Origin of the sequence: Salinisphaera sp. T5B8, from assembly GCF_040361255.1 — a bacterium.
Lineage (GTDB): Bacteria > Pseudomonadota > Gammaproteobacteria > Nevskiales > Salinisphaeraceae > Salinisphaera.
Genome location: NZ_APNG01000005.1, coordinates 160,545 through 180,581, shown reverse-complemented (window position 1 = coordinate 180,581; position 20,037 = coordinate 160,545). Strand labels below are relative to the sequence as shown.

Sequence of the window (20,037 nt, the reverse complement as noted above, 5' to 3'; positions counted from 1 at the left end):
GGCCCCTTTTCAACGATGCATGCCCCGGGGCGTGACGCGCCTGCCTGCGATCCAGGACTGTCATGACGATTCTTGCCGTTCTTATCTTTATTGCCACGCTCACGCTGGTCATCTGGCAGCCACGCGGTCTGGGCATCGGCTGGAGCGCGTCGGCCGGCGCGCTGGTGGCCCTGGCGACTGGCGTGGTCGATATCGGCGATATCGCCACCGTCTGGGGCATCGTCTGGAATGCCACCTTCACCTTTGTGGCCATCATCCTGATCAGTCTGGTGCTCGACGAAGCCGGCTTCTTTGAATGGGCCGCACTGCATGTCGCCCGGCGCGGCGACGGTCGCGGCCCGCGCCTGCTGGTGCTGGTGATGCTGCTGGGGGCGCTGGTTTCCGCCGTTTTTGCCAATGACGGGGCTGCGCTCATCCTCACGCCAATCGTATTCGAAATGCTGCTCGCGCTGGGGTTTTCCGCCGGTGCGACCCTGGCCTTCGTCATGGCGGCCGGTTTCATCGCCGACACGGCCAGCCTGCCGCTGGTGATTTCCAACCTGGTGAATATCGTCTCGGCCGATTTCTTCGACCTGGATTTTGGCAGCTATGCCGCGGTGATGGCGCCGGTCTATATCGTCTCCGTCGCGGCTTCGATCGGGATCGTGTTCTGGTATTTCCGACGTGATATCCCGGCGCGCTTCGACCCCGGCCAATTACGCGAGCCGCGTGAGGCGATCAAGGACGCGACCGTATTCAAGGCCGGCTGGTGGGTACTCGGGCTGCTGCTGGTGGGCCTGTTCGCGGCCGAGCTCATCGGCGTGCCGGTGTGTGCGGTCGCCGCGCTCGGTGCGGCCGTCCTGCTCGGGCTCGCCCAGCGCGGCCCCGTGGTCGATAACATGAAAGTGATCCGCGGCGCCCCCTGGGATATCGTCGTGTTCTCGCTGGGCATGTATCTGGTCGTCTACGGGCTGCAGAGCGTCGGCCTGACCGCCCATCTGGCGGCTATTCTCGATAGGCTCGGCGGACAGTCACTATGGGTAGCGAGCGTCGGCACCGGCTTTCTCGCCGCTTTCCTGTCGTCGGTGATGAACAATATGCCGACCGTGCTGGTAGTCGCACTTTCAGTCGACGCCAGTCACGTATCCGGCCTGGCCCAGCAAGCCATGATCTATGCCAACGTGGTCGGCAGCGACCTCGGGCCCAAGATCACCCCGATCGGCAGCCTGGCCACCCTGCTCTGGCTGCATGTACTCGCGCGCAAGGGGCTGACCATCGGCTGGGGCCAGTATTTTCGGATCGGCATCGTACTGACCGTGCCGGTGCTGTTGATCACGCTCAGCGCGCTGGCCGGCTGGCTGGCGTTGATCGCCGGCTGATCACCCCGGGTGAACGCCCCCTCAAACAATCGTTTTCAGCAGCATGAATACGGCGATACAGATCATCGCCAACGCAAAGACGAACTGCAGCGCGGGCCCGGCCAGATAGCGCGAGAGACTGCGGCCACCGACCATGCCGATCAAGCCGCCAAGGACGAACAACGCGGTCAATGGCCAATCGATCGCACGTCCGGACACGATAGCCGAGGCAAGCCCCGACAGGCCCACGAGTGTGATCACCAGCAGCGATGTGGATACCGCGCGGTGAATGCCCATGGTGGTGATGAGCATTAACGCCGGCACGATGAGAAAGCCGCCGCCCACGCCGAAAAAACCCGACATCACACCGACCACCAGTCCGACCGCGACCAGCGTCGCACTACAGGGTGCATTCAGGCGCAGCCGGCCGTCGCGGCTGTAGCGACAGACCGTACCGGGGTCGTCATCGGCATCGGCCGCCGGGCGGGCGCGCACGACACGCGTATCATCGCCCGCACGGCGCGCACTCATGAACATGCGCATGGCCACGACGAACATGACCGCCGCGAACAACGCCACGATCACTGTTTCGCTGACCCGGTCGCCCAGATGAACACCCAGCGGCGCACTTACCATGCCGGCGATCGCAAAGATCAACCCGGCACGCAATTCGATGAGCCCGCGCCAGCCCGCCTCGATCGCCCCGAAGGCAGCCGTGAACGCCACCGCAGCCAGCGACACGGCAATCGCCGCGGGCGCGGCCAGACCCAGCCCATAAATGAGCAGCGGTACGGCGAATATCGACCCACCACCGCCGGTCAGCCCCAGCGCCAGGCCGATGAACACACCGAATAACACGCTCACAACAGGCGCTCCAATCGTTTGTTCGTAAAGAGCGTTATAACTTTAGCATCTATCTTTATTCTTTAACGAGATTATAGGCGCGTCTTGCGTATGTATGAAACGAAGCGGGCGGTTCGCAAGCAGGCAGGCTGTCCGCCAATGATCGCGAAGACACGCGAATAAGACGAACGATCGATCGCCCGAAGCCGGGGGCTGATATTCGCGCCGCATGCTGAACGGCGCACATCATCGAGAACCGCATTGACTATTTCGACGTTCCGGCCCGCGGCGTTTTCGCGGTTTGGGCGTTGGATATTGACTACGCACCGGCCGATAACACGCCACACAGCCACGCCGCGATAGCACGCGGATCGACGATCGCTCGCCACCGGCTTTTCTGCCGCTACGGCGAATGCGGCGCAGCCGGCGGTTTCGTGGCTCGCGTGACATCGACAGTCTCATAGCGGTGCCAAACGCAGAATTCGAGAGCGCAAATTGATCTATATCCATTGCAGGGCCGATTTCCCTGATAACATTCCGGCGCTTTAACGCTATTTTTAATAACTTTTTTGAATTATTAAATAACCAAATCACAGGAATGACCGCCCCGCGTCACCCGCTTACCAGAAGATATCTGCCATGACCGAATCCTCGAATGCCCCGGCCAGCCACCACCGCGTCCTCGTTGCCGGCGGCGGAACTGCCGGCTTGTCCGTAGCCTCGGCGTTGCTGCGGCGGCATCCCGAACTCGATGTCAGCGTTATCGAGCCCAGTACCGATCATTACTACCAGCCGGGCTGGACACTGGTCGGCGGTGGCGATATGCCCCGACAACACACCCGGCGTGCCCAGGCCGACGTCATGCCCGAAGGCGCCGAGTGGATACACGACACGATCGCGCGTTTCGAACCGGATCAGAATCGGGTGGTGCTGGCCAGCGGCGCACAGCACAGCTACGACGTGCTGGTGGTTGCGCTCGGCCTGCAACTGAACTGGGATGCGATCGACGGGCTTGCGGAAACGCTGGGGCGCAACGGCGTGACCTCGAATTATCATTACGACCACGCGCCCTATACCCATGAACTGGCGATGACACTCGCCGGGGGCCGGGCGCTGTTTACCCAACCGGCCATGCCCATCAAGTGCGCCGGCGCGCCGCAGAAGGCGCTCTACCTGACGGCCGACACGCTGCGCCGCCGCGGCGTGAATGCCACCCTCGAGTTCTACAATCAGGGCGCGAGCATGTTTGGCGTGCCGGTCTATGCACGCGAACTCGACAAGGTCATCGCCGGCTACGGGGCGACGCCTTATTTCGGTCACGACCTGATTGGTGTCGATGGCGAGCGTCGCCAGGCCACCTTCGCGACCGCCGAGGGCGAAGTCACGCGGGATTTCGATATGCTCCATGTCGTGCCGCCGCAGTCGGCACCGGATGTGATTCGCAGCAGCCCGCTCGCGGGTGCAGCCGGCTGGGTGAGCGTCGATCGCCACCGGCTGAGTCATACCACCTACGCCAATGTCTTCGCGCTGGGTGACTGCACCGATACACCCAATGCCAAGACCATGGCTGCGGTGCGCCGCCAGGTACCCACGGTGGTCGACGGTGTGCTGCATAAGCTCGACATGGGCGCCGCTGCGCCGCGCTACGACGGCTACGGTGCCTGTCCGCTCACCGTCGAACATGGGCGCGTGCTGCTCGCCGAGTTCCGCTACGACCAGGAAGTGGTTTCCAGCTTCCCGCTCGACCCGCGCCAGCCACGGCGCCTGCACTGGCTGTTCAAGCGTCACGTCTTTCCCATGATGTACTGGCAGATGATGCTGCGCGGCCATGACTGGCGCCGGCCGCATCCGCGTGCGTTACCCGAGCTGACGCAATAAACCACCGCACGAGTTCGCGCGCCGCACTGAGCGGCCGCGAAGTTCAAAAAACGGCGGTCAGGCGCCGCTGTTGTTTCTGATGGCATTGAAAACAGCGGAGCACGGGCGCTGTTCGGAGGAACGATCAAGGGCTGCCGGGGATTCGCCTAATCCATTACGTCGGCCCTGCTCGCCCACCAGGCCAATCGAGCATGCGCCCGTGCGACCGATCCATGCCACGGCGATGACCGGATGATTTTGCAAAACGCGAAGACGATTCGCATTTTTTCAAAAGTCGCTTGGCCAATTGCAAAGAATTGCGTCCAAAACCGCCCCAAATGACACCCAAAACATGGCGCGATGTTTGCTCTGGTGGTAACCATACAACACCCAGAGGGCGTACAAATGAACCACCGGCCGGATTTCCTTATCGCAGGCGCTGCCAAGTCGGGCACAACCATTCTGCACGAATGGCTTGGCCTTCAGAACGACGTGTTTTTCCCGGTCGTCAAGGAGCCCCACTACTTCTGCTTCAAGGGCCTGAGTGCCGACTCGATCGGCCACGGTGTGGATGCCCAATACGCGGCACAAATGGCCTTCGACCCGCAGGCATACGAGCGGCTCTACGCCAACGCCGCAGCCGGCCAAATCACCGGGGAAGCCTCGCCGGGCTATCTCTACTTCCCCGGCGTGGCGCGGGAGATTCATGATTTCAACCCGCAGACCAGGATCATCTGCATGCTGCGCAACCCGGTGGACCGGGCCTTTTCGCAGTTCATGCATCACGTACGCGACGGCTATGAAACGTTCCGAGACTTCGCAGCCGCGTTGGAAGTAGAAAACGAGCGCATCGAAAATGACGTCTGGTGGGGCTATCACTACCGCACGGGCGGCTTTTATGCCGAGCGGTTGAAAGAGTTTTTCGACCTCTTCCCCCGTAGCCAGATCAAAGTCGTTCTGTTCGACGACCTGATCCAGCAGCCGCAGGATGTTCTACAGCAGACGTGCGATTTTATCGGCGCGCGCTGCAACAGCTGGCCGGATCCCGGTAAGCAAACGAATGCGGCATCCGGCATGCAGCGTGTAGCACGATTCGCCTGGCAGGCGCGGCTGTCACAGCAACATCGCGGGATGGGCCGCTTGATGAAAAAACTCGGCGTACAACCTACCGGTCGTATCTGCGGCATGGCCCCACCGAAACTGACCAGCCCCCTGCGCCAGCGTCTGCTTGAAGGCTATGAGACCGATATACGGACAACCGCGAAGCTGATCGATCGGGATCTGTCCCACTGGCTGCATTGACCGCGGGGTAGCGAAGTACAATGGCCGGCGCGATAGGCCCCCGCGTCGTGACCGCGGCCGCGGACGGCAGGGCGTCGACGGGCGTGGCCGCTACCGGCCACGCCCATCGAAACATACGACCGTCACTGCGGATACGGCATGGCCACCGTATTCGCAGGCTGGCGCGGGTAAACCGCTACAGGTGCCGCTGCGCATCCACCGAATCGACAACCGCCGGCCCGGCCTGAATCATCGCGGCATACCCGCGTGCCTTGGGCAGAATCTGGCGCACATAGAAGCGGGCACAGGCCTGCCGGGCTTCGTAGAAATCGAGCTCGTCGGTGCCGTTGTCCAGTGCGTTTTTCGCCACGTCCGCGATACGCGCGGCATACCAGCCACCGAACACGGTCCCGCAGAGCATGAGGTAGTTGAAGGCATTGGCCATGGCCGCATCGCGACCGGCTTCCAGCAGCGTATCGGTGGCGGTTTCGAGCAGCTCCAGCGCATCGGACAGTGCCGGGTGTTCGTTCGCACCCTCGGCGCTGCCATCGGCAGTGGCCCGAATATCGGCGATGAGGGCGCGCATGCCGCGACCTTCGTCGCGAATGAGCTTGCGCCCGACCAGGTCGATGGCCTGAATACCGTTGGTGCCTTCATAGATGGGCGCGATACGCGCATCGCGCAGATACTGGGCTGCGCCGGTTTCTTCCACGAAGCCCATGCCGCCATGCACCTGGATGCCGGTATTGGCGATATCCACACCCAGTTCCGTGCCCCAGGCCTTGACCACCGGGATCATGACATCGGCACGGGCCTGGGCGGCGGCGCGTTCTTCTTCGTTATCGCTGCGTTCGGCGATATCCAGGGCACTGGCCGAATCCAGACACATGGCACGCAGTACATCGGTCTGGGAGCGCATGGATAGCAGCATGCGTTTGACGTCGGCATGTTCGACGATGGCGCGCCCGCCCTGCTGGCGATCGCAGGCGTATTCGAGCGCGCGCTGATAGGCGCGATCGGCGATGCCCAGGCCCTGTACCCCCATGGCATGACGGGCCGCGTTCATCATCGTGAACATATGCGCCAGGCCCTTGTTTTCCTCGCCCACGAGATAGCCGAGCGCGCCCTTGCCATCCTCGCCAAAGCTCATGGTGCAGGTCGGGCAGGCATGAATGCCGAGTTTGTGCTCGACCGACGCACAGCGCATGTCGTTGCGCTCACCGGGCTGGCCGTTTTCATCGAGAATGAATTTGGGCACCAGAAACAGTGAGATGCCTTTCACACCGGCGGGCGCATCCGGCAGGCGCGCGAGCACGAAATGGATGATGTTATCCGCCATGTCGTGCTCGCCCCAGGTGATATAGATCTTCTGGCCGAACAGACGATAGGCGTCGCCATCGGGTTGCGCCTTGGTACGCACCTGGGCGAGATCGGAACCGGCCTGGGGCTCGGTCAGATCCATGCAGCCCGTCCATTCGCCGGTCACGAGCTTGTCGAGATAGGTCTGCTTGAGTTCGTCGTTGCCGTGGTTTTCCAGGGCTTCGACGGCACTGGCGGTCAGCAGCGGGCAAAGCGCGAACGACATGTTGCCCGCGTTCCACATTTCCATGGCTGCCGCACCCAGCACGCGTGGCATGCCCATGCCGCCATGATCGGCCGAGCCCGTCAGGCCATTCCAGCCGCCTTCGACATACTGGCTATAGGCCGCACCAAAGCCCTCGGCCGCGACGATGCCGTCTTCGCTCCAGTGCACACCTTCCCGGTCGCCCGACCAATTGAGCGGCGAGAGGACATCCGAGGCAAAGCGCGCGGCCTCGTCGAGTACGGCAGAGACGGTTTCCGGCTCGTAGTCCTCATAACCGGGTAGATCACGGATACGTTGGTCGTCGAGCACTTCGTTGAGTACGAAGAGCATATCGCGGGTGGGCGCACGGTATTCGGCCATGTTGGATCTCGCGGTTGAAACGAAAAGGTACGACGCGCAAGCCGTCGACCCGGAGGGGCATTCTAGGGAAGCTCTGCACAACCTGTCACGGTCGCGCCGGCGTGCTTTGCGCGTGATTGACAAGGAAGTGAGAGCGTAGCGTGCTCGTTGCACGATAGCGAACACTGACGCCGATCAAGCGCGCACAAAGCCCCGGCCCGCAAGGGGTTCGGCCTCACAGACGCCGCGGCTGCGTTGCCAAGCTTGACCTGCCAATAAGGCAGGCGCTGCGCTTGGGCGCCTTGCCGCACCGTCTGTGAGGACTCGAACGCGATCCGCGAGAGGTTATGCAGAGCTTCCCTAAGGGGAAAGCGCCATTACGGGCAGCCTGTCGGGTGTTTTGTATCGGCGCGATCTTGTGCACGACTTGATGCCGGCTGGTCGGTTTGCGCTAAGCTATACGTATTCGAACGTCTGGTTCGAGGCACGAACGGGGATGAAGACAACGCGCGCGTGGAGCGCGTGTTCGGCTGTGCGGGAACACATCTCGCTCGGCCTGTCGCTACCAGTATCCTTGCCCGCCGGTTGATCGGCGGTGTTGCCATGAGGCCGTGCCTTGCCCCGTAAAAGAACCATCATTTTCTCGCTTGGCCTTGCGTTGCTGCTCTACGTCACCCTGGTGGCGGGCATCGACGCCGAGCGCACGTTCGCGGCCATGCGCCAGCTCGCGCTGCACTGGTGGCTGGCGATTCTGGCGCTATCGCTGTTCAACTATGCGCTGCGTTTCGGGCGCTGGCACGGCTATCTGTACTGGCTGGGCGATCGCGTGGGACTGCTGCGCGACGGCGTGATCTATATCGCCGGCTTTGCGCTGACGACCACGCCCGGCAAGGCCGGCGAAGGCATGCGATCGCTTTATCTGGCCCGGCATGGCGTGCCCTATGCCCATAGCCTGGCGGCCTTCTTTGCCGAACGCTTCATCGACCTGCTTGCGATCGCATTGCTGGCCACGCTCGTGCTGATCGCGTTTTCCAACTATATCTGGTGGGTGATCGTGCCGCTGGCCGTGCTCGCGGGTCTGCTGGTGGCCATTCGCCAGCGCCGTCTGCTCGTTTACATGCAGCAGCGCAGCGCCAACCCGCAGGGCAAGCTCCAGAATGTGGTCCACGGTGCGGTTTCCGCGTGGGAGCAGGCATTTGCCCTGCTGGGGCGCAAACCACTCTATGCCGGCCTCGCGGTCGGCCTGGTCGCCTGGGCGGCCGAAGGCGTGTCGCTGTATGTCATCGCCCACGGCCTGGATATCGAGCTGGCGTTTTTCACCGCCATCGGCATCTATGCCGTGAGCATGCTCGTGGGCGCGCTGTCGTTCATTCCCGGCGGGCTGGGCAGTACCGAAGCCGTGATGGTGCTGCTGCTCAAGCTCTCGGGCGTGGATGCGACCACCGCCCTTGCCATCACCCTGATCGCCCGCGTGGCCACGCTGTGGTTTGCGGTCGTGCTGGGGCTGATCAGTCTCGCCGCGATCGAACTCGACCGCCGGCGCGCGGTCTTGCCTAGCTAGCTGACGTGCTAAGCGCTCCACTTTCCATAGGTTCTTGCGAATGAGTTCCCAGGCTTTTTCCGAATCATCCACTGACATTCCGATTGCCGATATTCCGCTGGTCGTCGATATCGACGGCACGCTGGTGCATTCCGACCTGCTGGTGGAATCGGCATTCGTGCTGGCCAAAAGCTCGCCACAGAGCCTGGTGAAGCTGCCCGGGTGGCTGCGCGCCGGGCGCGCCACACTGAAGGCCAGAATTGCCGACCGCGCCGACCTGGGCATCGAACACTTGCCCTATAACCAGGCGTTGATCGACTATCTGAAAGAAGAAAAAGCCAAGGGCCGGCAACTGATTCTGGCGACGGCCGCCAACGAGAAATACGCCCATCAGGTCGCCGAACACCTGCAGCTTTTCGACGTGGTGCTCGCCAGCGACGCCCATACCAACCTTTCCGGCGACGACAAACTGGCCGCGATCCGTAACGAAGTCGGCGATGTGCCCTTCGACTATGCCGGCGATCACGACGTCGACCACGCGATCTGGAAGCATGCGCGCAAGGCGGTGCTGGTCAATGCCAGCGACAAGCTCGAGCGCAGCGCGAACGCAACCTACGACGTCGGCGCCAGCTTTCCGCCGGAAAAGACCACCTGGCGGACCTGGACCAAGGCCCTGCGCGTGCACCAGTGGGCCAAGAACGTGTTGATTTTCGTGCCGTTGCTGGCCGCGCATCAGTATGCGGATTTCGGCATGATCAGCATGGCCGTGCTGGCCTTCATCGCCTACAGCCTGCTCGCCTCGAGCGTGTATATCCTCAACGATCTGGTCGATCTCGGCGACGATCGCCAGCACCCGCGCAAGCGCGAGCGCCCGTTCGCCTCGGGGCGTATCCCTATCGCCCAGGGCGTGATGGCCATTCCTGTGCTGCTGGGCGCGGCCATCGTGATCGCCGCATTCCTGCCGCCGTTCTTCTGGCTGGTACTGGTCTGTTATTACCTGGTCACCCTGGCCTATTCGCTGGGCCTGAAACAGCTGGCGCTCATCGACGTGCTCACGCTCGCCGCGCTGTATACGCTGCGCATCATTGCCGGCGGCGCGGCCACCGGCATTCCGTTGTCGTTCTGGCTGCTGGCGCTGTCGATGTCGATCTTTCTGAGCCTGGCCATGGCCAAGCGCTGCACCGAACTGCTGGTCATGGAAAAACACAGCGGTGATGCGCCCCTCGGGCGCGGTTATATTGCCGACGACCTGGCCCCGCTGCGCAGTCTGGGTACGGCGGCCGGCTATACCGCGGTGGTGATTCTGGCGCTGTATATCAACAGCCCCGATATCACCAATCACTACGAACACCCGGCCCGTATCTGGCTGCTGTGTCCGGTCGTGCTGTACTGGATCAGCCGAATCTGGCTCAAGACGCTGCGCGGGCAGATGCATGACGATCCGATCGTGTTCGCCGCCAAGGACAACGGCAGCCGTGTATGCGTGCTGCTCGGGGCGTTGATCATGTTCTCGGCGATCTGATCGATGGGTGCCGCGGTAATCGATAGGCTACGGCCATGAGCGCATCGAGCCATCCATCCTGGGGCCGCTATCCGGCCAGCCACCCTGCCCGCGTCCAGCGCCCGGGCGCGCGGCCGAGCGTATTGCCCGCCTCGGATACGCCGCTACTGGCCTACGGCAATGGCCGCAGCTACGGCGACAGCTGTCTGAACAACGACGGTACGCTGCTGGATATGGGCAGCCTCGACCGGTTCATCGCCTTCGACCCGGCCAGCGGCATCATTGAATGCGAGGCCGGCGTGCTGCTGGCCGATATTCTGGAACTGGCCGTGCCCCAGGGCTGGTTTCTACCGGTCACACCGGGCACCCAGTTCGTATCGGTGGGGGGCGCGATTGCCAACGATGTCCACGGCAAGAATCATCACGTGGCCGGCACCTTCGGCTGTCATGTACGCGAGCTGGAACTGCTGCGTTCGGACGGCAGCACGCTCGTATGCACGCCCGAGGAAAACCGCGAGTGGTTCGCGGCCACCATCGGCGGGCTGGGGCTGACCGGGCTGGTGACCAAAGCCACGGTCGCGCTCAAGCGTATCGAAGGCCCGTTCATGGACGTGGACACGCTGCGCTTTGCCAATCTGGATGAGTTCTTCGAACTATCCGCCGCCTCCGACCGCGACTACGAATATACGGTCGCCTGGGTGGACTGCAGCGCGCGCGGCGCGAATCTCGGCCGCGGCTGGTTCATGCGGGCCAATCACAAACCCGCACTCGGCCAGCAGCCGGACCCGCGCAAGCGCGGCGGGCCGACGTTTCCTTTCGTCACCCCGGTGTCGATGATCAACCCGCTCACCCTGCGCCCGCTCAACACGCTCTATTTTCGGCGCAAGCTCAAGGCGCGCAGCCGCGACACCCAGCACTACCAGCCGTATTTCTACCCGCTGGATGGCATCAGGCACTGGAACCGTGCCTACGGGCCGAACGGCTTCCTGCAGTATCAGTGCGTGGTGCCACACGCCGACGCGCGCGATGCCGTAGCCGAGCTGCTGGAACGTATCGCCGCAGCCGGGGCAGGCTCGTTTCTGTCGGTGCTCAAGGTATTCGGCGATGTGCCATCGCCCGGGCTGATGTCGTTTCCGCGCCCGGGCGTGACACTGGCGCTGGACTTTCCCAACCGCGGGCGCGAAACGTTCGAGCTGCTGGAGGCGCTCGACGACATCGTGCGCGCAGCGGGCGGTGCGGTGTATCCGGCCAAGGATGCGCGCATGAGCGCAGCCGCGTTCGACGAGTATTTCCCCAATCTGGAACGCTTCAAGACCTTTGTGGACCCGGCTTTTTCCTCGAATTTCTGGCGACGCGTAACGGATCAGAACAATCATGGAAAATGAAAAGCCCGCAAATGAACGCCAATGAGCGCAAATACGTACCTTTTACTTACTCATCGACGCTAATCCGCGGCATCTGCGGACCATCGTCTTTTTATGTAGAAATCTCAGTTGATGGCTTGATTGCGCCTGTGGCTAAAAGCCTGCGAATGCAAAGCATTTTCTCCTGCCTTATTTGCGCGTATTCGCGTTTATTTGCAGACAAAATACTTTCCTGGACTCAGCCAGCTGAGTGTCTCACCCAATGCACGAACGTCTTCGTCTAAAAAGTCGAGCGAGTGATATGCGAAAAATCCTGATCGTCGGCGCGACCTCGACCATCGCCGAACAGACCGCCCGTCGTTTTGCCGCCAGCGGCGATGCACTGTTTCTGACCGGGCGCAACGAAGCCCGGCTGAAAGCCATCGCCGACGACCTGAAAGTGCGCGGCGCATCCACCGTGGCCACACAGGTCATGGATGCCGACGATCTGTCTGCCCACGCGCCGATGATCGATGCGGCTGAGGCCGCCCTCGGCGGCCTGGATACGGTGCTGGTTGCCTACGGCACCCTGCCCGACCAGCAGGCCTGCGCGGCCGATCCCGCAGCGGCGGTGGCCGCCTGGCATACCAATGCGGTGAGCGTTGTTGCCCTGCTCACCGATATCGCCAATCGCTTCGAACGCCAGGGCCACGGCACGATCGCCGCGATTTCGTCGGTGGCCGGCGATCGCGGCCGTGCCAGCAACTATGTCTACGGCAGTGCCAAGGCCGGCCTGAACGCCTTCATGGACGGTCTGCGCCATCGCCTGTTCAAGGCCGGCGTGCAGGTGGTGACCATTCGCCCCGGCATGGTCGATACACCCATGACCGCCGATTTCGACAAGGGCCCGCTGTTCGCCAGCCCCGAGAAGGTCGGCGGTGATATTCACAAGGCCATCGAGAAAGGCACGGCCGTGTGCTACACCCCCGGCTTCTGGCGTTTGATCATGACCATCATCACCGCGCTGCCGCGGGCGATCTTTCATCGCACCGGGCTTTAGGGATCGACGGTCCATGAAGAAAGACGCGTTTCATTACCCCTCGGACCATCCGGCACTCTGGCTGATCGGTATTTATGTGATATCGCGGCTGTGTTTCTTCGCCGCGGGCGTACGTTTCGACCTGGAACCGATCGCGACCTCCTGGCAGCTACTCGATCCGGTACTGCTACGCGAAAACCTGGCCGAAAGCCTGTTCTACATGCCGGGCCAGCCGCCGCTGTACAACCTCGTCATCGGCCTGGTGCTCAAGCTCGGGGACGATCCGCTCACCCTCACCATCGCGTTTCGTGCGCTCTACAGCGCGCTGGCCATTGCCAGCGTGCTGCTGCTGTATTCGCTGGTGCGCAAGCTCACCGACAACCCGAAGCTGGCCTTCGGCGTAGCGACGCTGTTCATGCTCACCCCCGCGCTCGTACTCTACGAGGCGATTCCCTATTACACGCTGATGATTCTGGCGCTGCTGGGCACCATCGCCTGGCTGTTTCATCTGTGCATGGAACGCTTCACATTCGTGCGCGCGCTGGCACTGTTTTTCGCCATGGCGGCGTTGATCTATACGCGCTCCATGTTCCAGTGGCAATGGTTCGTGGTGCTGGCCCTGTTCTGCGGGCTGGTACTGCCGGGCCATCGCAAGGCCGTGTTCGCGGCCGCGCTCGTGCCGCTTGTGCTGGTGTTCGCCCTGTACGGCAAGAATCTGATGGTCACCGGCCATTTCGCCACCTCCGACTGGATGGGCATGAGTCTGTCCAAACTTACGACCCTGGCCATCGACAAACCCGAGCGCGAGCGCATGGTCGCCGCCGGTACGCTCACTGACATGGCGCTAATGGATTTCCCCTTCAACACGCCCGAGGCGTATGCCGACATCTTCGACAAGGTCGAACCCACCGGCATCACCGTGCTCGATCAGAAGCGCAAGTCCACCGGCCATGTGAACTACAACCATCTGGCCTATGCGGATGTGTCGGAGCAGGCGCTGGCCGATGCCATCACCGCGGTGCGCATCCATCCCGAGTTTTATCTGCAATCGATGGGCACGGCGTGGTTGATGTTCATGCGCCCCTCCAGCGATTATCCGTTCCTGCAGGACAACCGGGCCGCGATCGAACCCTACAGCCGCGCGTTTTCACTGTTGCTGGCCGGCCAGCCGATCTATCCCACCGAACCGAAATTCGATCTCGAAGACGGCCAGATCGGTATTCTGATCACGATCGGCTATACGCTGGCCGTGCTCTACGGTCTGTTCGTGCTCGTTCGCTGTGCGATCAGGCGCCGGGTGAGCGCAGTCGATGCCACGCTGATCTTTCTGTGGCTCAACATCATGTACGTCAGCGTGATCGGCAATGCCTTCGAAGTGGACGAAAACCAGCGCTTTCGTTTTGCGGTGAACCCGTTTATCGCGGCCACACTGGCGGTGCTGGCCAGCCGGATCGTTGCCACGCTGCGCATGCGCAGCTGACCCGCCCCAGCGCTCGCGGCCTTAATCCGCCTGCGTACCGAAGGTCGTTCGAATCCGACAGAAGACCGGTTTCAAACGCGCGTACAGCCCGCGAAAGACATCGCGATAGATCGTGTCGTAGGCCGCGATCGCGAGCGGATTGGGCACGAAATGCGCGCCCGCATGCACCATCGCCTGGACCGCGGCCGCATGGTCGGCATACCAGCCCAGGCCCACGGCCGTATTGATCGCCGCACCCAGCCCACTGGTTTCATGCGTATGCGCGCGCTCGGCCGGCAGGCCGAATACATCGGCCAGAATCTGCATCGCCTGATCGGACTGGGAGCCACCGCCGGACACCCGCAGGCAGGTGATCGGGCCGTGGGTACGTTTTTCGATACGCTCGCGGCCTTCGCGCAGGGCGAATGCCAGGCCTTCGAGGATGGCGCGATAGACATGGGCCCGGGTGTGGGTATCGGTAAAGCCGATAATCGCGCCCCGTGCTTCCGGGCCGGGTATACGCACGCCGGGCGACCAGGTCGGCAATACCACCAGGCCATCGCTGCCGGGGCCGATCGGCGCGATGCGCTCGTCGAGCAGGGCCTCGGCGGCGCGCTGTTCGCGCGCGGCGGCATCCACGGTGTCCAGCGCGAATTCCTGCTTGAACCACGACACCAGCCAGAAACCGCGATAGATCTGGATCTCGTCGGTGAAATAGCCCGGCACTGCTGCCGGGTAGGCCGGCACGAAGCGTGTGACCTCCCGATAGACAGAGCGGCAGGTATTGATCGTGGCCGTGGTGCCCAGCGATACGCAGGCTGTCTGCGCATCGATTGCGCCACAGCCGAGCACCTCGCAGGCCTTGTCCGCACCGGCGCTGAATACGCCCAGCCCCGGCGCCAGGCCCAACGCACGTGCCGCCCCGTCGGTGAGCATGCCCAGCGGTTCGCCCGGCTCGACCAGTTCCGGCAATTGATCACGTGCGATCGCCACCGCCCGCCATTTCCAGTCGAAGCGCGATGCCCAACGGCGGCGTTTGTAGTCGAACGGCAGATAGCCGACCTGGGCACTCACGCTGTCGCGCCAGACGCCGGTCAACCGATGCACCAGATAGCCCGATAGCAGCACGGCGCGGCGGGTTCGTCGATGCGCCTCGGGCGTGTGGGCGGCGCGCCAGTTGGCGGGGGCAGCACGCTGAAAGCTGTCGATCGTGCCGGTCAGCCCCAGCACGGCAAATAAGGTTCGCCACAGCCGCGGCAGGGCCGGCACTTCGGTCGCCCGGCGTTGGTCGAGCCAGGAAATCGCCGGTCCGATGGGCTGGTCATCGGCATCCAGAAATACGCTGGTCGCGCGTTGTGCGGTCAACGCCATGCCGGCAATACGCGCGCCCATGTCGGGATGTTCGCGGTGCAGGGCCTTGCACGCCGCCACGATCGCATCCCAGAACACCGACGCCTGCTGTTCGGCATAGCCCGGCTCGGGGGCATGATACGGGGGCTCGATGTGACTCTGTATGCGGGCATGCAGTGTGCCGTGGCGATCGAATACCAGCGCGCGCACGCTCTGGGTGCCGACATCGATCGCCAGCAGCCGGTCGCGCGTGCTCATGCTGGCGCGTGCACCTGTTGCCAGTGCGCAAGATAGCGCTCGACTTCCGTATTCCAGCGCGTTGCGTCCCAGCCGAGCGTGTCGCGCACCAGCGATTCCAGAGCCGGCAGTTCGGCCAGCCCGCCCTCGGCGAGCAACAGCCCGGCCCGGGTGCGACGCAGCAACAGGTCATCGAGATGAACCACCGCTTCGTGCGCCAGCGCATAGCGCAGTTCGCGCCAGCGGTAGTCGGTCGTACCCAGGCGCGTGTCGTCGTCGGGCCGAGAGGCCATCTGCACAAATTCCGGCCCGTGCCGCACCGCGCCACGGGCGTGTTCGCCACCCTGCACGCCGTGAATGATGGGGGCCTTTTCATTACGCACGAAGCGCCGGCCGAGTGCGACGCCTACCTGTTCGAGCACATCGTTGGCGGTTACGCGAAAAGTGGTGAGCTTGCCGCCGGTGACGGTGATCAACCCTTTCTCGCGCTCGATCGCCGATTCGCGCGATTCCTCGGACGCCGAGGCGCCCGGCGCGCCGCGCACGATCGGGCGCACACCCGCGAAACTGGAGAGCGCATCGGCTGCCTTTATATCGCGGCCGGGAAAATAATGGCGTGCCGCTTCGATCAGATAATCGGACTCGGCCGCGCTCATGCGCGGCGCCTCGTCCATCGACTGGTCGTGATCGAGATCGGTGGTACCGAACACGGTCGCCCCCTGCCAGGGAATGGCGAACAACGGCCGCCGATCGGTAGGGTGAAACAGCGTGATCGCGCGGGCCACCGGCAGCACGTGAAACGGGAAGACAAAATGCGAACCGCGCAGCGGCCGCAGCTGGGCCGGGCCATCGACCTGGGCACGCAGGCGATCGCTCCAGGGCCCGGTCGCATTGACCACCACGCCTGCACGAATATCGAAGCACTGCCCGGTTTCGCGATCACTGACCCGCGCGCCGACCACGGTATCGGCCTCGAACAGCAATTCGTCGGCGCGCACATAGTTGGCTGCCAGCGCCCCATGCGCGCGTGCTTCGATGAGCACGCGCAGGGTCAGGCGTACGTCGTCGGTGAGCGCGTCCCGATACACGAAGCCGCCCCTGAGGCCGTCGCTGTTCAGATACGGCATATGGCTACAGAACGCGGCCGGCTTCATGTAGTGCGAATAGCGCTTGTGCGCCATCAGATCGTAGACGCCCAGCGCGGCATACAGCGCCCAGCGGCCCGGCTTGTCATGCGCATAGACCGGCAGCATGAAATCCAGCGGCGACACGAGCCCCGGCAGATCGTGCATCAGGCGCTGGCGTTCCTGCACCGATTCACGGGTGAGCCGCCAGTCGCCGCTGGCCAGATAGCGCAGCCCGCCGTGCACGAGCTTGGACGACCAGCTCGATGTGCCCGACGCAAAGTCGTTCTGCTCGATCAGTGCCACGCGCAGGCCGGCACGAGCGGCTTCCAGCGCCACCCCGGCGCCGGTGATACCGCCGCCGATCACGAGTACATCGAATGACTGCTCGGCGGCGGTTTCGAAATCCGATCGCCAGTGCTGGCTCCACATAGGCCTGCCTACCTCGAAACGAGTTTGTGCGGGTTCATCATGCCCTGTGGGTCGAGCTCGGCGAGCGCAGCGCGGATCAGGCCCAGGCCCGCCTCGCCCTTCTCAGCGCCCAGATACCGCGCGTGGTCGAAACCCACGCCGTGCTGATGGCTGATCGTGCCGCCACAGGCGACGATCGCCTCGCTCACGGCCTGCTTGAGTGCGCGCCAGCGCGCCATGTCGGTCGCGTAATCGCGCCCACGCCGCCAGACCACGGTCATGTAGATACTGCAGCCCGCCCCATAGACATGCGACAGATGGGCGAAGGCGAGCGCGCGCTCATCGAAAGCCTGCAGCGCCAGATGGGCCGCCTGCTGCATCGCAGTCATGGTCGCAGTCGCCCGCGACCAGGGCACGGCTGTTTCCATGGTGTCGACCGCAAAACCGGCATCCCACAGCCCATTACGCAGATAGGCCCCGGCAAACCGGTTTTTCGCCCAGACGCGGCCCATGGCCGTGCCCACGTGCACCCCACCCGCATGGCGGGCCAGGGCCAGCGCATCCGCGCGTAGGCGGCGCGTGTCGCGCCGGCTGCCGGTGATGCCAAGCATCATCATGGCCGGCCGATCGCCGATACCACGCACGTTCAAATAACGGCGCAGCCAGGCGATGGCCGATTCGTGGCCCGCAATACGCAGCTGGGTATCGGTTTCCTCTTCGTTGGATACGCGCAGCATCGATACGGGCAACCCAGCCTGCGTCATCGCGCGGGCTGCCGCGAGCGCGGCCTGCCAGTCGGCAAAGAACACGGCATGAAGGGATTCGCGCTCGGCGATCGGGGTGATATGCACTGTCGCCTCGGTCACGATACCCAGCCGGCCTTCGCTACCGAGCACCAGTTCGCGAAGATCCGGCCCGGCCGATGAAGCCACCTGGCCGCCGACCTCGAAATCCGTATTCGGGCAGGCCAGGCGTGCGCCGTGCAACAAACGCTCGATACGCCCGTAACGGCGCGACTGCTGGCCGGCCGAACGGGTGACGACCCACCCGCCGAGCGTGGAATAGTCGAACGACTGCGGATAGTGGCCGAGCACAAAACCCTGCGCACGCAACTGGGCTTCGACCACCGGCCCGGCAGCACCCGCGCCGATACGCGCAATACGATCGTGCACATCGAGATCGAGCAGACGCGCACAGGCACTCATATCCACGCTGACTACCGGCCGGCCGTCGTCGATCACCTTCAAGTGGCCGACCACGCTGGTGCCACCACCATAGGGGATGACCACCGCCCCGGCCCTGCGCGCGGCATCCAGCGCTGCCCGGGTCTGTTCATGGGTTGCAGGCGACGCCACCGCATCCGGAAAGGGGCCGACATGTCCATGCCGAAGCGCAGCCCAATCGGCAAAACTTTGGCCATGCGCATGGCGTAGCCGGGCCTCGGCGGACCGATCGAACCCCGGCAACGCATCGACGCGCGACTCGGGCACCTGGGCACAGGCGTTCGCCAGACTTTCATCGGGCAGCGCATCGCCCCGGCCCAGCCGCGACTCCAGAAACGCGCGCGCCGTGGCCGGCAGCTTCCTGTCGATCGTATCGTCGCCCCAGCCGTTCCATCGCCGCATGCGCTTGGTATTCCTATGCTGTTGATAGGACGAAATTAGCGAATCTTGGAGTCAAAAAAATTGACCCCAGACGCCATCCTGGTTGAATAATAGGCTTTGCGTATAGCCCCTAGTTCGCCGATGCACGCCACCGTCGCGGTTTCACTGGTCAGCGCGCTGCTCGATCATTTGGAAAACGCGGGGCTCGAACGGGCCGCGTTGCTGCATGCCTGCGGCCTGGAGCCGGCCGCGCTGGTGCTGCCCCAGCGTTGTATCGATGCCGCGTATTACGAACAGCTGTTATGGGCAGGCATCGCCCGGCTGCATAATCCATTGATCGGACTGGAATTCGGTATGGACGCGCAGCCAGGCCGCTGGGGGCGGCTGGGATTTTTGTTGCGTCATTGCGCAACCCTGGGCGAAGCATTGGCCTATCAGGCGCGCTTTGCGCATCTGGTCAATGCCATCGGCGAGGGGCGCTTCGTCGAACGCACAGACGACGTGGCGATCGAATGGCACGGCCCGCGCCCGGTCATGCCCGCCGTGCTCGAAGAAGCCTTTGCGGCCTGGCTCAATTTCGCGCGCTGGGCAAGCGGGCACGACGCCTCGCCCCTGCGGGTCGAATTCGAACATCGCGCCCAGGGCGATCCGGCGATTTATCGCCACTTCTTCGGCTGCGACGTGCACTTTGGCTGTAGCGCCTCGCGTATCTGTTTCGATGCCGCGCTACTGGCATTGCCCCTGCGCGGCGCCGATGCCCAGCTGACCGCTTATATGAGCGCCGAAATCGACCAGAGCGCGCGCCGGGTCGCATCGCAGGACATCGTCGACCAACTACAGAACTGGCTGCTGGCCAGCCTCGGCATGCCCGCCCCTACCCTGGCCGATGCCGCCGCAGCCCTGCAGATCAACGAACGTACGCTCCAGCAGCGGCTCAACAGCCGCGACACCAGCTTTCGCAAAAGCCTCGACGCGGCGCGCCATACGCTGGCCCTGCGCTATCTCGGCGATGCCGGACTGTCGGTCGGCGATATCAGCCACCGGCTCGGTTTTTCCGAACAAAGCGCTTTCCAACGTGCCTTCAAACGCTGGACCGCGACCACGCCGCTGGCCTGGCGGCGACAGCGCTATCGGCAGTCAGATCCTGCTTAGCGCGACCCACGACGGCTCGCCTAACCCGTGAAAAC

Annotated in this window: 14 protein-coding genes; 9 read left to right on the top strand and 5 right to left on the bottom strand. The window is 63.5% G+C overall.

All coding sequences use genetic code 11. From position 1 onward, the window contains the following. The first annotated feature begins 62 nt into the window (after positions 1-62). On the top strand, positions 63-1,358 hold the full coding sequence (locus T5B8_RS06510) for an arsenic transporter (RefSeq protein WP_353177257.1): 1,296 nt from the start codon (positions 63-65) through the stop codon (positions 1,356-1,358). Positions 1,359-1,379: 21 nt separating this feature from the next. Here the strand turns inward: T5B8_RS06510 and T5B8_RS06505 are convergent, their stop codons facing one another. After that, the gene (locus tag T5B8_RS06505; RefSeq protein WP_353177255.1) at positions 1,380-2,201 is read right to left on the bottom strand and encodes a sulfite exporter TauE/SafE family protein; all 822 of its coding nucleotides are present in this window, start codon (positions 2,199-2,201) and stop codon (positions 1,380-1,382) included. Between the two features lie 618 nt (positions 2,202-2,819). On the opposite strand from T5B8_RS06505, the gene T5B8_RS06500 reads away from it, so the two are divergent. Both T5B8_RS06500 and T5B8_RS06495 read left to right on the top strand, forming a co-directional pair. After that, the gene (locus T5B8_RS06500) at positions 2,820-4,058 is read left to right on the top strand and encodes an NAD(P)/FAD-dependent oxidoreductase (RefSeq protein ID WP_353177253.1); all 1,239 of its coding nucleotides are present in this window, start codon (positions 2,820-2,822) and stop codon (positions 4,056-4,058) included. 384 nt (positions 4,059-4,442) lie between these two features. Further along, positions 4,443-5,339, top strand: coding sequence for a sulfotransferase (locus T5B8_RS06495; protein WP_353177251.1), 897 nt, complete (start codon positions 4,443-4,445; stop codon positions 5,337-5,339). A 175-nt stretch (positions 5,340-5,514) separates the two neighbouring features. Here T5B8_RS06495 and T5B8_RS06490 read toward each other — a convergent pair whose 3' ends face one another. Next, positions 5,515-7,263, bottom strand: coding sequence for an acyl-CoA dehydrogenase (locus tag T5B8_RS06490; protein ID WP_353177249.1), 1,749 nt, complete (start codon positions 7,261-7,263; stop codon positions 5,515-5,517). 595 nt (positions 7,264-7,858) lie between these two features. Here T5B8_RS06490 and T5B8_RS06485 point away from each other — a divergent pair. From T5B8_RS06485 to T5B8_RS06465, 5 genes are all read left to right on the top strand, one after another. Continuing rightward, positions 7,859-8,803 carry a lysylphosphatidylglycerol synthase transmembrane domain-containing protein gene (locus T5B8_RS06485; protein ID WP_353177248.1) on the top strand — a complete coding sequence of 315 codons (945 nt, stop codon included), beginning with the start codon at positions 7,859-7,861 and terminating at the stop codon, positions 8,801-8,803. A 40-nt stretch (positions 8,804-8,843) separates the two neighbouring features. Further along, a complete protein-coding gene (locus tag T5B8_RS06480) occupies positions 8,844-10,304 on the top strand; it encodes a UbiA family prenyltransferase (protein WP_353177246.1) in 1,461 nt (486 codons plus the stop codon). Positions 10,305-10,339: 35 nt separating this feature from the next. Next, positions 10,340-11,668, top strand: coding sequence for an FAD-binding oxidoreductase (locus T5B8_RS06475; protein ID WP_353177244.1), 1,329 nt, complete (start codon positions 10,340-10,342; stop codon positions 11,666-11,668). Positions 11,669-11,948: 280 nt separating this feature from the next. Continuing rightward, entirely contained in the window at positions 11,949-12,686 is a 738-nt protein-coding gene (locus T5B8_RS06470; RefSeq protein ID WP_353177242.1) for an SDR family oxidoreductase, read from the top strand. A gap of 13 nt (positions 12,687-12,699) precedes the next feature. Next, positions 12,700-14,145: a hypothetical protein gene (locus tag T5B8_RS06465; RefSeq protein WP_353177240.1), complete on the top strand. Its 1,446-nt coding sequence runs from the start codon at positions 12,700-12,702 to the stop codon at positions 14,143-14,145. 21 nt (positions 14,146-14,166) lie between these two features. On the opposite strand, the gene T5B8_RS06460 is transcribed toward T5B8_RS06465, so the two are convergent. From T5B8_RS06460 to T5B8_RS06450, 3 genes are read right to left on the bottom strand one after another with little or no spacing between them, the layout of a single operon-like run. After that, entirely contained in the window at positions 14,167-15,732 is a 1,566-nt protein-coding gene (locus tag T5B8_RS06460) for an FGGY-family carbohydrate kinase (protein WP_353177239.1), read from the bottom strand. Then, complete coding sequence (locus T5B8_RS06455) at positions 15,729-17,267, bottom strand: glycerol-3-phosphate dehydrogenase/oxidase (protein ID WP_353177237.1); 1,539 nt, start codon at positions 17,265-17,267, stop codon at positions 15,729-15,731. Before T5B8_RS06455 ends, T5B8_RS06460 begins: the two co-directional genes overlap by 4 nt. Before the next feature lie 8 nt (positions 17,268-17,275). Continuing rightward, positions 17,276-18,871 carry an FAD-binding oxidoreductase gene (locus T5B8_RS06450; protein WP_353177235.1) on the bottom strand — a complete coding sequence of 532 codons (1,596 nt, stop codon included), beginning with the start codon at positions 18,869-18,871 and terminating at the stop codon, positions 17,276-17,278. A gap of 120 nt (positions 18,872-18,991) precedes the next feature. Between T5B8_RS06450 and T5B8_RS06445 the strand changes: the two genes are divergently transcribed. Then, positions 18,992-20,002, top strand: a complete 1,011-nt coding sequence (locus T5B8_RS06445; RefSeq protein ID WP_353177234.1) for an AraC family transcriptional regulator — start codon at positions 18,992-18,994, stop codon at positions 20,000-20,002. Positions 20,003-20,037 lie beyond the last annotated feature (35 nt).